Here is a 13,459-nt window from a genome sequence, read left to right on the forward strand (position 1 = left end):
TGCTCGCGAAGCCTTTACTCCTGATGAATATGCAGGGAATGCACTGGCCTCTTCGCGAGCAAGCTCGCTCCCACAGGAATGGTGTTTGCTGCATCAGGCGTCGACTGTCAGCTGCTGCTGTTCACCCAGCCCTTCAATACCCAGACGCATGGTCTGGCCGGCACGCAGGAACACCGGCTCCGGCTTGATGCCCAGGCCCACGCCCGGCGGTGTACCGGTGGAAATCACGTCGCCCGGCTGCAGGCTCATGAACTGGCTCAGGTAACTCACCAGCTTGGGGATCTGGAAAATCATCGTGCGCGTGTTGCCGTTCTGGTAACGCTTTCCGTCGACTTCCAGCCACAGGTTGAGCTGGTGCGGGTCGGCGATTTCATCGCGGGTCACCAGCCACGGACCGATCGGGCCGAAAGTGTCGCAGCCCTTGCCCTTGTCCCAGGTGCCGCCGCGCTCGATCTGAAATTCACGCTCGGAGACGTCGTTGATCACGCAATAGCCCGCCACGTGCTCCAGCGCATCGGCTTCGTCGATGTAGCGACCGCCCTTGCCAATCACCACGCCCAGTTCGACTTCCCAGTCGGTCTTCTTCGAGTTGCGCGGGATTTCCACGTTGTCGTTGGGGCCGACGATGGCGCTGGTCCACTTGTTGAAAATGATCGGTTCTTTCGGAATGTCCGCCCCGGTTTCTGCGGCGTGGTCGGCGTAGTTCAGGCCGATGCAGATGAACTTGCCGATCTTGCCCACGCATGGGCCGAGGCGCGGATTGCCCTCAACCAGCGGCAGGCTGTTGACGTCCTGGGACTGCAAATGGGCAATGCTTTCCGGGCTCAGGGCGGTGCCCGACAGGTCACCGATGAGATCGGTCAGATCGCGAATGCGGCCGTCGCTGTCCAGCAGGCCAGGGCGTTCTTGACCGGGTTCGCCGTAACGCAGCAATTTCATGGGGTGTCCTCTAATGGTGAGTGATCAGAATTCGGTGTGGGTATTGGTGAAGGTCGTGAACAGGCTCAGTTGCTCCAGCCGCCATCGATGATCTGTGCCGTGCCGGTGGTGAAGCCGCTGGCCGACGAGCCGAGGTACAGCGCCAGTTGGGCGATTTCCTCGGGGGTGCCCAGGCGTCCCATGGGTTGGCGCGCTTCAAATGCCGCGTACACCTCGGCCTCTTCGCGTCCCTCGCGCGCCGCCTGATCAGCCACCCGCTGACGCAGGGAAGGGGATTCCACGGTGCCGGGGCAAATGCAGTTGCAGCGGATGTTCTGCCCGACGAAGTCGGCAGCGACCGAACGGGTGATGCCGATCACGGCGGCCTTGCTGGCGCAGTAGGCGAAGCGGTTGGGCACGCCCTTGATGGCCGAGGCCACCGACGACATATTGATGATCGAGCCGCCACCGTTGGCCAGCATGGCCGGCAGGAATGCGCGGATCATCTTGTACATCGCGGTGACGTTGAGATCGAAGGCGAAGCGCCAGTCGTCGTCGGAGCATTCGAGGATGTTGCCGCTGTGCACCACGCCCGCGCAGTTGAACAGCACGTCCAGCGCGCCCACTTCGGCGGCCAGCCGTTCGATGGCGGCGTGATCGGTGACGTCGAGCAAACGCTTGTGCACGCCCTGCAGGTGGTCCAGCGCTGCGCCGTTGATGTCCACGGCGAAGACTTCCGCGCCGGCCTTCAGATAAGCCTCGACGCTGGCTTGACCGATGCCCTGGGCGGCGGCCGTGATGAGCACTCGCTTACCGGTGAGGTCCATGTTGATCCCTTGTTTTTATTGTTGAGACGACCTGACTGGCCATGCTGCCGTCGAGGTCTGCTGATCGAACCGCGCAGCACGTCATGAGATTTGAAGCACGCCGAACCCCGACGGGTTTTGCTATGCTCCGCTCACTGCAGCGCTCCAATGGTCAGGCCATTGGTCCTGTTTTTAGCACTAGTCATGGACTGCAACAAGGCCATTTTTCGATCCAGTGCGCTGTAAAATTCCGAGCCGATTCCCGATGCCAATCCAAGTAATTGATAACCAGAGACTTTATCGCCAGATCGCCGATCAGCTCCGCGCGCTGATCGACAGCGGCGAATTTCCACCGGGCAGCCGCCTGCCGGCCGAACGTGAATTGGCGAAGATGCTGGGGGTGAGCAGGGCGTCGGTGCGCGAGGCGATGATTGCCCTTGAGGTGATCGGGCTGGTGGATGTGCGCGTAGGCAATGGCGTGCTGGTCTGTGAGCCGCCCGTGCAGAAGCTGTCCGATGAACCGGTGATGACCCAGGTCACCCGCGACCAGTGGAAAGACGTCGACCCCGAGCTGGGCATCGAGGTGGATTTCAGCGCGGAGATCCCGCCGTTTGCCTTGCTCCAGGCGCGGCGGTTGATCGAACCGGAAGCGGCGGCGCTGGCGGCACAAAACGCCAGCGATGAAGAATTTGAAGCCATCCGCGAGGCCTTCGAACGCAACGCCCGCGACAACCGCGAGCATTCCCACACCCACCCCGGCGATCGCCTGTTCCACATCCGCATCGCCCAGGCCTCCGGCAATCCGGCCTATGGGCTGATGATCAAGCACCTGCTCGGGCATCAGTACGGCAGCATGTTCCAGCGTTTGCAGGCGCACTACACCTCCGACGACATGCCGTTCCGCTCCGAACACGAACACCGCCTGATCCTCGACGCCCTGCAAAATCGAGATGCAGACGCTGCGAGGCAGGCGATGGCGGGCCATCTGGATGAAGTTATCCGCATCTTTAGCCGGGGCGGGGTTTAGCTCGTAAAGCGGGAACACAGCAGATGTCGTTGTTAACGGAGAACTTGTGGGAGCGAGCTTGCTCGCGAATGCTGACTTCCAGCCGCTAAATATGCAGTGGCTGGACCGGCGCTTTCGTGAGCAAGCTCACTCCCACAGGTCCTCGGCATGGCTCGAAATCTCAAGTCAGCCGCGGTCTCGTGGGAGCGAGCTTGCTCGCGAAGACTTAATGTCTGACACCAGAGAAATTGGCTGAATGCCCCGGCCTCTTCGTGAGCAAGCTCACTCCCACAGGTCCTCGGCATGGCCCACCTTTCCATGACGTCTCACCCATCCGTCGAGCGCGACACCTCTTCCCATTCCGCAAACTCGGCTTCCAGCTGCGCGAGCTTTTCCCGCACCAGCTTCAACGCATCGCTGCCCAGCAGCAGATGCGCCGGCGGGTTGGGGCTATCAATCAGCTTGAGCATCGCGTCGGCAGCCTTGACCGGATGCCCCGGCTGTTTGCCGCTGCGTTCTTCGCGGGCCTTGCGGATCGGGTCGAAGCTGGCGTCGTAGTCGGTAATCTGCCGCGCAGTACGCTGCATCGAACGACCGGCCCAATCCGTGCGGAACGACCCCGGTGCCACCGCGGTGACGAACACATTGAACGGCTTCAGCTCCTTGCCCAGGGATTCAGAAATGCCTTCCAGGGCGAACTTGCTGCCGTGGTAGTAGGAAATCCCCGGCATCGTGATGAAGCCGCCCATGGACGTGACGTTGAGGATGTGCCCGCTCCGGCGCTGACGGAACAGCGGCACGAAGGCCTTGATGATCGCCACCGCGCCGAACACGTTGACGTCGAACTGCCGACGCAAATCTTCCAGCGGTGACTCTTCCAGAATGCCTTCGTGGCCATAGCCGGCGTTGTTAACCAGCACGTCGATGGGCCCAAACGCGTTGTCGGCCTCGGTCACCACGCGGTCGATGGCGTCGAAGTCGGTGACGTCCAGCAACACGCCGTGGGCGCGACCGGGTGCCTGGGCTTCAAATGCCTGCACGGCATCTTCATTGCGCAGGGTGCCGATCACGGTATGACCCGCCGCCAGCGCCTGCTGCGCCAACGCCTGGCCGAAGCCGCTGCTGACACCGGTGATGAACAGGGTTTTGGTTTTGCTCATTGTGCGTTTCCTCATGAGGCCTAAGCCGTTGATGGCAGGCCCCCATGGTAGGAACCCTGCGCCCGAAACCGATGACCCAGTTCTACGCGATGATTGCCTGATCCTGCCCCGGCTTGGCGCTGCCATGGGAAGACTGCCGGTCCTGTAGGAGTGAGCTTGCTCGCGATCACGGTGTGTCAGTCAGCTCACCTGCAATTGACACGCCGCAATCGCGAGCAAGCTCACTCCTACAAGATCGTGGGCGTATCAAACTCGCGGATTGGCCGTGTTCTTGGTCACCAGCCGCAAGCCGCTCGCCACACTGCCCACCGCCGCAAAGCCCGCGCCGATGCTCAACGCCAGCACCGGGCCGTGGGTATTGGAAATCCCGAAGCTCAGTGCCACCAACGCCGCGCCCGTGGCCTGACCGATCAAACGTGCCGTCGCAATCGTGCCGCTGGCGCCGCTGGAGCGTTCCTTTGGCGCGCTGGTCATCAGGGCTTTCTGATTCGGCGCCTGAAAGAAACCGAAGCCGATGCCGCACAGAATCATCCGCGCAATGATCGACATCACGCTGGCGTCGGCGGGCATGGTCGCCAGGGAAATCATGCCCAGGCAGAGCATCGCCAGGCCAATCCCGCCCAGCAGCCCCGGCGCATAACGGTCCGACAGGCGCCCGGCGAACGGCGCGATCATCGCCACCACGACCGACCATGGCGTCATCAGAAACCCTGTCTGGATCGGGTCGCGGCCCAGGGTGCTTTCAAAAAAGAACGGCAGCGAGACGAATGCCAGCCCTTGGGTGGCGAACGAACATAAGGCCGTCAGCGCCGACAACGCAAACAGCGGCCGCTTGAGCAAATCCAGGGGAAACATCGGGGCAGGGTGACCGACTTCGCGTTTTAGCATCAGCGCGCCGCCCACCAGAAAGATCGCCAGGGCGATGAGCACGCTGGTCATGGAACCCAGTTGCGCCGCCTGACTCAGGGCAAAGATCAGCGCGCCGAAGGTGATGACATTGAGCACGGCCGTCATGCGGTCGAAGGTCAGGCTGCCGAGCCGTGTGGCGGGCAGCGAATTCCAGGCGAACACCAGGGCGAACAGGCCGATGGGCAGGTTGATCGCAAACAGCCAAGGCCAACTCGCTACCGACAACACCAGCGAGGCCACGGTCGGGCCGATGGAAAACGAGGTGCCGACCACCAGCGCGTTCATGCCCAGGCCGCGGCCCAGTCGTTCGTGGGGGAAGATCGAGCCGATCAGCGCGGCGTTGACGCTCATGATCGCACTGGCGCCGATGCCCTGCAGGACGCGGGCGATGGTCAGCGTCGGCAATGACCAGGACAGCGCACACAGCGCCGACGACACCACGAACAGAATCAGCCCGCCCAGATAGACCTTGCGATGACCGAGCACACCGCCCAGCGCCGCGAACGGCAACAGCGTGGCGACGGCGGCGAGCTGGTAAGCGTTGATGATCCACACCGATGCGGCCGGCGAGGCGTTCAGATCAGCCGCGATGGCGGGGAGGGCGGTGTTGGCAATGGCGGTGTCGAGGGTGGCGAGGGCGATGGACATCAGAATCGCCGCCATGCCGCGAAACTCGCGGGGTGTAAGTTTATTACCGACGCGCGGGGCATCCTGAGTGGCGGGCTGGACCATTATCGACAACGCTCCGGGGGATGAACTTCAGGCGGGTCTGCAGGCGCAGACGAAAGCGTGATGGTGCCGTTTTGTTAGGGTGCTACGCAATTAAAGATACGCGGGATAAGCGGATGGCGGCATACCAAGGTGCGGAGCTGAGGCTTCGCAGCCACTGAAGGTCCTGTGGGAGCGAGCTTGCTCGCGAAGACTCAGGCCCAGCCGCTACAAATCTTGCGGCTGTACCGTCCTCCTGCTGAGCAAGCTCACTTCCACCAGTGCCAGGCCGGAATCAAATCCAGTGATCAGACTCATGAACCTGATTTGGATCTCCGGTCCAGAAGGCCGACCTCAACCCCCCGCCGTATCAATGTCCTTGTCCAGCTCACCCGTCTGCCGTTCCTCTTTGGTGGTATCCGGCGACTCATGCTCTTCAGGCTCGAAATCAGGGGTGAAGCTGTTCTCGCCGGTCAGGTTGCCGTTGTTCTCCTGACTCTGCGCGCCGCCACCGGACTGGCTCTGTGATCCACTTTGGTTCTTCAGCGCATCGTTCTGCGCCAGGCTGCTGTCTGGCCTGACTTTCTCAACGGCAGGGTTAATCGCCGGGTCGTTGCGGTTGACGGTTTGATCGTTGTTCTGGGTAGCCATACGCACCTCTTCTGTCATGTCCCGTTCACAGGACGTACAGATATCGAGGGCAACGGCGCGCAAGGGTTCGATCCATGTGCTGACCGGCAGGCTTCAGCTGTCGCGATACGCACCCGTCACCGGCATGCGACTGCCCAGTCGATAGCGCGAGGACGGATGCACCAACCGCACGTAGGTCACCACGTTGCCGCTGTTCCAGGTGCGGCGCATCAGCACCAGACACGGCTCGCCCGGCTCGATCTGCAGATGCTTGAGCTCCTCGGCGCTCGGGTGGCTGGCCTCGACGATGTGCTCCATCTCATCGGGCTGAATGATCTGCAACAGATAGCGCGCCGACTGCAATGCGTCGCCGAAGGGCTGGTTCAGAAAGTCCGGCGCGGCGTGCGGGTTGACGTAACGGTCCTCCAGCTGCACCGCCACATCGTCCTCGTAATGCACGCACAACAGGTGAAACACCGACGCGCCAGTGGCCAGCGAGAGGGCCGAGGCGATGGGCATGGACGCCGATTCCCGTGCCAGATGCAGCACCTGGCAACGATAGCGATGGCCCCGGGCGAGGATTTCGTCGGCGATGTTGGTGATGCGCAACAGGTTGGATTGCGGCTTGCTCGCGGCGACGAAGGTGCCGACCCCGGACACCCGCAGCAGGCGGCCTTCTTCGGTCAGCTCGCGCAATGCCCGGTTGACGGTCATCCGTGACATGCCCAGCTCGACCACCAGGCGGTTCTCCGACGGAATCAGGTCGCCGGGCTTCCATTCGCCCGACGACAGCTTGCCGTGAACGAAGGATTTCGCCCGCCGATAAAGGGCCTGGGGTGCCGGCTTATCCATCGTTTCTCTCCCTTTCCGAACAGGCGTGCGTCGACGGCCCTAAAAAAAGCGCATCACGCTTTGGCGTCCTGCCAGAACGCGTTGCGGTCCAGGTAGTTCTGCAAGAACTGCTGCAGCCGGGGTTGTTCGGCGTTGTGGAAAATCTGCTGCGGCGTGCCGCGTGCGACGATTTCGCCCTGATCGAGAAAGATCACCGAATCGGCGACCTGGGCGGCAAAGCCCATCTCGTGGGTGACCACGACCATGGTCATGCCTTCCTTCGCCAGGGTCTTCATCACCTGCAGCACTTCACCCACCAGCTCCGGGTCGAGGGCCGAGGTGGGCTCGTCGAACAGCATGATGTGCGGTTCCATCGCCAGCGCCCGGGCAATCGCCACCCGCTGCTGCTGACCACCGGACAGTTGCGCGGGATACGCCTCGGCCTTGTGCGCCAGGCCCACCTTGTCGAGCATCGCCATGCCGCGTTTCTTCGCGTCGTCGGCCGAGAGTTTGCGCACCCGCCGCAAGGCTTCGCAGACGTTGCCGAGGGCGGTCATGTGCGGCCACAGGTTGAACTGCTGAAAGACCATGCCGACGTTGCGCCGCACCTGATTGATCTGCGATTGCGGCGCACGGCGACGGCCCTTGTCGGTGTCCTCCCAGCCGAGCAACTGGCCTTCGATGCGGATCTCGCCTTCGTCGTACTCCTCCAGAAACGCCATGCTGCGCAGCAGGGTGCTTTTGCCCGAGCCCGACGGACCGATCAGGCACACCACTTCCGAGCGCTGCACCTGCAAGTCGATACCCTTGAGCACGCGCAGGGTGCCGAAGCTTTTGCCCACCTGGCTCAGGGTCAGGACGGTCGAGGGCTCGCCGTTGGTTTTCATAGATTCATCCAGGGATTGGCCGGTCGTTTCGCCGGTCGGGGCGGGCGCGCTGCCGCCGGGGATCAGAAGACTGTTCATCGGGGTTGCCTGCTCATGAAGCGGCCGACGCGGGTTTCCAGCAGCATGCCCAGCCGCGAGCACAGCTCCACCAGAATCAGGTAGCCGATGCACAGCATCAGCAGGGTTTCGACGAAGGCGAAGGTTTCCGAACCGATGCCGGTAAGGACCATCGTCAGCTCGGGGATAGTGATGATCGACAGCACGGCGGTTTCCTTGCACAGCACCGTGACCATGTTCACCAGCGCCGGCAGAATCATCACCAGCATCTGCGGCAACTGGATGCGCCAGATACTTTGCAGGCGGGTAATGCCCAGGCAATCGGCGGCTTCCAGCTGACCCCGGGCGACCGACTCGAAGCCGGTGCGGAAGATCTCGGCGAAGTACACGCCGCCGTAAACCCCCAGGCCGAGGATGCCGGCGGGAATAGGATCGAGGCTGATGCCAAACGACGGCCCGCCGTAATACACCAGAAACAGCTGCACCAGAAACGGCGTGCTGCGGATCAGCTCGATGAACACCCGCAGCGGCGCGCGCACAATGTGGTTGCCGAATACCTGGGCGACCGCGATCAGCATGCCCAGCGCCAGGCCGAGCACGACGCCGCTGCTCCAGGTGCCGAGGGTGACCAGAAACCCCGAGCCGATGTCGCCCAGGTGGTCGGTGAAAATGCTGGGGTCGAAGGTCATGCCGTGCGCTCCTTCAGGCGTCGTTCGAGCAGGCTCGCGGCGTAGGCCAGCGGCACGTTGATCAGGCAGTAGAAGCCGGCCAGCATCAGGTAGTCCTGGACGAACATGTAATCGCTGGCGGCGAGGTTCTGCGCCGTGCGGGTGAGGTCGGCCAGCCCGACCACCGAAACCAGCGACGAGGCTTTGATCAGCAGAATCATTTCATTGACCAGGGCCGGCAGCGTCAGGCGCACGGCCTGGGGCACGCGGATGCGCATGAGCATCTGCGCGTCGCTCATGCCTAACAGCCCGGCGGCCTCCAGCTGACCGCCGGGAATCGCAAGAAACCCGCCACGCATGATCTCGGCGATATAGGCGCCAGCGGCCAGGGACAGGCCGATGATCGCCGCCACCGTGGGCGAGACGTTCGGCAGCCCGACCCGGGGCAGGAAGTAATAGATGAACAGCAATTGCACCAGCAGCGGAATGCCGCGGAACACGAAAATGTAGGCGCCACCGAGGCGGCGCAGCAAGGGGATCGGCGACAGGCGCAGGCTGCCGACGACGATGCCGATGACAAAGCCGAACACCAGCGCGGCCATCGACACCTGTAGCGTCACCCACAGAGCGCCAAGCAAGAGCGGCGCGTTTTGCTGCAGCAAGGGCCAATCGAACACGGTGGTACTCCAGCCGGTGAATTGTCACTGAGTGAATCGTCACACTGTGGATGATCACTGTATGAGTCATCACTGGGTGGATCTTCAGGGACAGACCTTGTGGGAGTGAGCTTGCTCACGAATGCGGTTTGCTTGCTACGTATGGGGTGTCTGGCATACCGCAATCGCGAGCAAGCTCGCTCCCACAGGTTATGTGTCGCCCCGCAAATCCGGAGTCGACGCGCGGATAATGTGGGAGTGAGCTTGCTCACGAAAGCGGTGTGTCAGACGACATCTCTTCCACTGCAAAAATGCATTCGCGAGCAAGCTCGCTCCCACAGGTTATGTGTCGTTCTGTCGGCCTTGAGTTAAAGCAGAAGGCTCAAACGCGCCTTACCACGTTGGCTCGAAATCACCCTTCGGCACGTCCATTTCCGCGCCCAGCCATTTCTTCTGCAGCGCGGCCAGGCGGCCGTCGTCGTGCATCTTGGTCAGGGCGGCATCCAGCGCGGCGATCAGGCTGTCGGCATCGGCGTCCTTGCGGCCCAAGTAGGCGAAGTAGGATTTCTTGCCGAACGGCGGCTGCACCACTTTGTACAGATTGCTTTTCTGCGCGGCGACGAAGGAGATGTTCGGCAGCGAGTTGGCCACGGCGACGATGCGCTTGGCGGCCAGGTCGGCGTAGGCCTGGTTGTTGTCGACGTATTCACGAATGGTGACCTTCTGCGGCAGGGTCGCGGCGAAGGCTTTCAGCTCTTCCAGCTGCGCCGAGCCCTTGCCGGCACCGACGGTTTTACCGGCGATGTCTTCAGGCTTGCCGATGCTGTCGTCCTTGGCCCCGGCCAGCAGCGCCACGGTCGCTTCGGCAATCGGCGAGACGAAGTGGTAACGCTCCTTGCGCGCCTTGGTCACGATGATCGGCCCGGCCACCACGTCGAATTTCTTCGCCTCAAGGCCGGGCAGCACACTCGGCCACGGCAGGTCGAGGAACTTGATCTTGACCCCCAGCTCCTGGCCCAGCGCCTCGAACAGCTCGGCGTTCAAGCCTTTCTGTTTGCCCGCTTCGAGGAAATCGAAGGGCGCAAACTGCATTTCGGTGCCGACCACCAGCTCACCGGCCTTCTTCACATCGGCCAGTTGGTCGGCCTGAACCGCGAATGGCAGCAGCGTCAACGTGGCAGCGATACTCAAGCTTTGAAACGTCCTGCGGAACACAGAGTCGAGTGACATGGGATGGCTCCTGGGTGGATGCGGCGTGTTTCGTCGAAGGCTGTGGGATGTTGGGTGAGCGGGTGAATGATTCTGCAACTGCAGTTAGCGTGCCATACCGGTATAGACAACCGGCATGGGACTATCAGCCGAGGATCTTTCCCGGGTTGAGAATGCCCTTCGGGTCGAAACTGCGCTTGAGCTCGGCCATTACTTGCAAGGCTTCTGCGCTCACCGAGTGATGGAGAAACTCGCGCTTGAGCAGGCCGATGCCATGTTCGGCCGACACCGCGCCGCCCAGCTCGCCGACGGCGCTGTACACCAGCTCCTCGATTTCCAGCACCGGCGCGGGCTGCGGCAGCGAGTTGCAGTCCACGGTCAGGTGCAGATTGCTGTCACCGATGTGGCCGAAATACACGCTTCGGTTACCCGGCCATCGCGCGTCGATGCGCTCACGGCAGCGTTCGGCAAACTCACCGATGCGGCCGATGGGCAGGCTGATGTCGAAATTCAGGGGCGCCATGCGCTGGGGAAACTCGCCGGTCGCCTCGCGAATCTTCCACAGCCCGCGGGCCTGGGCCTGAGAGGTCGCGAGGATGGCATCGACGACTTCACCGGCCTCGATCGCCGCTTCAAGGATTTCCTCCAGCGCATCGCTTGGGCCGGAAGACTCCAGCAGCACGTACAGCGGATGATGATCGGGCATCGGCGCGACGGGCTTCTCTAGCCACGACACACCGAGGCGGAAGAAATCCTGCCACATCAGTTCATACGCCTGGGGCGTGCCGACGCTCGATTGAATCCGCCGCAGCAGGGCGACCGCGCTGGGGTAATCGGGCAGGGCGCAGAGCAGCGTGGTGGTCGGACCGGGTGGCGGCGCCATTTTCAATACTGCTCGGGTAATCACCCCAAGGGTGCCTTCGCTGCCGATGAAGCACTGTTTTAGGTCATAACCGCAGTTGTTCTTGATCATCTTGTTCATCAGGTCGAGCACACGCCCGTCCGCCAACACCACCTCCAGACCGAGCACCAGGTCGCGGGTCATCCCGTAACGAATCACCGCATTGCCGCCGGCATTGGTAGCGATGTTACCGCCGATCTGGCACGAGCCCCGGGCGCCCAGATCCAGCGGAAACAAAAAACCGGCCTCGGCCACGGCGTGCTGGATGTCCTCCAGCGTCGTGCCCGCGCGCACGCTGACGGTGGCGGCGGCCGTGTCGATCTCCTCGATGCCGCGCAGGCGATCCAGCGACAGCGCGATGTCGGTGGTGCGCGGCACGGCGCCGCCCGCGAGGCCGGTCATGCCGCCCTGAGGCACCACGCTTTGCCCCGCCGCGTTACAGATGCGCAGGGCGAGGGAAACCTGTTCGGTGCTGGTTGGCAGGATAAGCGCAGCGGGGCAGGCCGGCGCGTGGCGGGTCCAGTCGCTGTAATGACGCGGGCTGATGGCCTCGCCGGTCAGCACCTGAGCATCGCCCAGGGCCTGGCGCAACTGGCTGATGGTCTGTTGCAGGTCGCTCATGGAATCCACTCGATCAATTCGCGTCAGGGGTGGGGCGTGCCTGAAAGCGGGGAGGCTGTATAGACAGCTGAGGCAAGATGCAGGCCAGTTGATCGACGCCGGTAGGTCAGGGCCGCTAAAAGCTTCCCGGCTGAAGCCGGTCCTACCTAGTGATCGTGAGATGTCTGTAGGACTGGCTTTAGCCGGGAAGGCGTCGTATGCCACACCGCAGAATTGAGGGTGCACGCACTCGCGCATTCCCGGCTAAAGCCAGTCCCACTCAAAGAAGCGGCGCGGCACAGTAAATGCTTGATCCGGTCTATACCGCCCAGTCCATTTCCTGCGCCCGGAGCCTGCCATGACCGTCACCGCCAACCTTCCTATCATCGACATGGCCGGCGTCCGTGAAGGCGACGAGGCCGCGATCCGTCGCGCCGGCGAAGCCATCCGCACTGCCTGCAGCGAGAGCGGCTTCTTCTACATCATCAACCACGGCGTGCCCCGACACGTGATCGACAGCACCATGGCGGCCGCGAAAACCTTCTTCGCCTTCGCGCCGGAAATAAAGCGCCAGGTGGCGGTGAACAAGCGCCACCGCGGCTGGCACGCATTGGGCGGGGCGCTGATGTACGAGGCGACCAAACCGGATTTCAAGGAGTTTTTCAGCATCGGCCTGGAGCTGCCAGAGGATGACCCGAGTGTGCTGGCGGGGGAGGCGTTGCGCGGGCCGAACCAGTGGCCGGATTTCATGCCGGCATTGCGGGTGGCCCTGGAGGCGTACTACGAGGAGATGGGCAAGGCCGGCGCTGATCTGTTGAAGGCTGTGGCGGTGGGTTTGGGCATCGAACCCGATTTCTTCACGCCGAAATACGGCAAGCGTTTGCAGCGTACGCAGATGGTCTATTACCCGCCCCATCCACCCCGGGCCGAAGCCGATCAGTTCGGCGTCGCGCCGCACACGGATTATGGCTGTATTACGTTGTTGCATCAGGACAACAGCGTCGGTCTGCAGGTGCGTGAGTTGGGCAGCGGGGCGTGGATTGATGCAACGCCGATCGAGGGCAGTCTGGTGGTGAACGTGGGGGATTTGCTGGCGCGCTGGTCGAATGATCGGTTCCGGTCGACCTTGCATCGGGTGATCAATCAGTCAGGGCATGAGCGGTATTCGATCGCGACGTTTTATGACCCGACCTATGGGGCGGTTGTTGATCCGTGCGATTTGGGAATCGAGGCTGCTGCCAGTCGGTATCCGGCGGTGGCGGCGGGGGATTACATACTCAAGCGGATTGATGATTCGATGGCGTATCGCAAGAAGGGTTAGTGATTGAGTCCTCTGTGCATATCCAATATTTGTGTGCGCTGTTGTTATGGTTCCGCCCTTACGGCGGGTCACTTTTTCCAACAGCCGAAAAAGTAACCAAAAAGGCCGTGCTCCTGGTTGGGCCCGACTTCGTCGGGTTCCCTCACTCCGACGACGCTCCGTGGGCCCGCGCCGAACGGACATCCATGTCCT

The 13,459-nt window shown here is 62.5% G+C and carries 13 protein-coding genes; 2 read left to right on the forward strand and 11 right to left on the reverse strand.

Annotation, left to right across the window (positions count from 1 at the left end; all coding sequences use genetic code 11):
* Positions 1 to 93: 93 nt before the first annotated feature.
* Positions 94 to 939: a fumarylacetoacetate hydrolase family protein gene (locus AC07VF_RS22900; RefSeq protein WP_495009059.1), complete on the reverse strand. Its 846-nt coding sequence runs from the start codon at positions 937 to 939 to the stop codon at positions 94 to 96.
* A 65-nt stretch (positions 940 to 1,004) separates the two neighbouring features.
* Positions 1,005 to 1,745, reverse strand: coding sequence for an SDR family oxidoreductase (locus AC07VF_RS22905; protein WP_495009060.1), 741 nt, complete (start codon positions 1,743 to 1,745; stop codon positions 1,005 to 1,007).
* A gap of 244 nt (positions 1,746 to 1,989) precedes the next feature.
* On the opposite strand from AC07VF_RS22905, the gene AC07VF_RS22910 reads away from it, so the two are divergent.
* Positions 1,990 to 2,751, forward strand: coding sequence for a FadR/GntR family transcriptional regulator (locus AC07VF_RS22910; protein ID WP_495009061.1), 762 nt, complete (start codon positions 1,990 to 1,992; stop codon positions 2,749 to 2,751).
* Between the two features lie 305 nt (positions 2,752 to 3,056).
* On the opposite strand, the gene AC07VF_RS22915 is transcribed toward AC07VF_RS22910, so the two are convergent.
* The 9 genes from AC07VF_RS22915 to AC07VF_RS22955 form a co-directional block, all read right to left on the reverse strand.
* Positions 3,057 to 3,890, reverse strand: a complete 834-nt coding sequence (locus AC07VF_RS22915; protein WP_495009062.1) for an oxidoreductase — start codon at positions 3,888 to 3,890, stop codon at positions 3,057 to 3,059.
* A 246-nt stretch (positions 3,891 to 4,136) separates the two neighbouring features.
* Positions 4,137 to 5,462 (reverse strand): MFS transporter, encoded by a 1,326-nt coding sequence (locus AC07VF_RS22920; protein ID WP_495009071.1) that lies wholly within the window; start codon positions 5,460 to 5,462, stop codon positions 4,137 to 4,139.
* A gap of 399 nt (positions 5,463 to 5,861) precedes the next feature.
* A complete protein-coding gene (locus tag AC07VF_RS22925) occupies positions 5,862 to 6,158 on the reverse strand; it encodes a hypothetical protein (RefSeq protein WP_192174263.1) in 297 nt (98 codons plus the stop codon).
* 93 nt (positions 6,159 to 6,251) lie between these two features.
* On the reverse strand, positions 6,252 to 6,989 hold the full coding sequence (hutC, locus tag AC07VF_RS22930; protein ID WP_463582693.1) for a histidine utilization transcriptional repressor HutC: 738 nt from the start codon (positions 6,987 to 6,989) through the stop codon (positions 6,252 to 6,254).
* Between the two features lie 53 nt (positions 6,990 to 7,042).
* Positions 7,043 to 7,855 carry an amino acid ABC transporter ATP-binding protein gene (locus AC07VF_RS22935; protein WP_495009072.1) on the reverse strand — a complete coding sequence of 271 codons (813 nt, stop codon included), beginning with the start codon at positions 7,853 to 7,855 and terminating at the stop codon, positions 7,043 to 7,045.
* Positions 7,856 to 7,929: 74 nt separating this feature from the next.
* Entirely contained in the window at positions 7,930 to 8,601 is a 672-nt protein-coding gene (locus tag AC07VF_RS22940) for an amino acid ABC transporter permease (protein ID WP_495009063.1), read from the reverse strand.
* Positions 8,598 to 9,257: an amino acid ABC transporter permease gene (locus tag AC07VF_RS22945; RefSeq protein ID WP_463582695.1), complete on the reverse strand. Its 660-nt coding sequence runs from the start codon at positions 9,255 to 9,257 to the stop codon at positions 8,598 to 8,600. The genes AC07VF_RS22940 and AC07VF_RS22945 overlap by 4 nt, the downstream gene beginning before the upstream one ends.
* A gap of 372 nt (positions 9,258 to 9,629) precedes the next feature.
* Positions 9,630 to 10,466 carry a transporter substrate-binding domain-containing protein gene (locus AC07VF_RS22950; RefSeq protein ID WP_346626409.1) on the reverse strand — a complete coding sequence of 279 codons (837 nt, stop codon included), beginning with the start codon at positions 10,464 to 10,466 and terminating at the stop codon, positions 9,630 to 9,632.
* Between the two features lie 124 nt (positions 10,467 to 10,590).
* Entirely contained in the window at positions 10,591 to 11,967 is a 1,377-nt protein-coding gene (locus tag AC07VF_RS22955) for an FAD-binding oxidoreductase (RefSeq protein WP_495009064.1), read from the reverse strand.
* Between the two features lie 337 nt (positions 11,968 to 12,304).
* Here AC07VF_RS22955 and AC07VF_RS22960 point away from each other — a divergent pair, with 337 nt between their 5' ends.
* On the forward strand, positions 12,305 to 13,267 hold the full coding sequence (locus AC07VF_RS22960; protein ID WP_495009065.1) for an isopenicillin N synthase family dioxygenase: 963 nt from the start codon (positions 12,305 to 12,307) through the stop codon (positions 13,265 to 13,267).
* Positions 13,268 to 13,459 lie beyond the last annotated feature (192 nt).

It is taken from the genome of Pseudomonas sp. GW821-FHT02H06 (assembly GCF_059421525.1).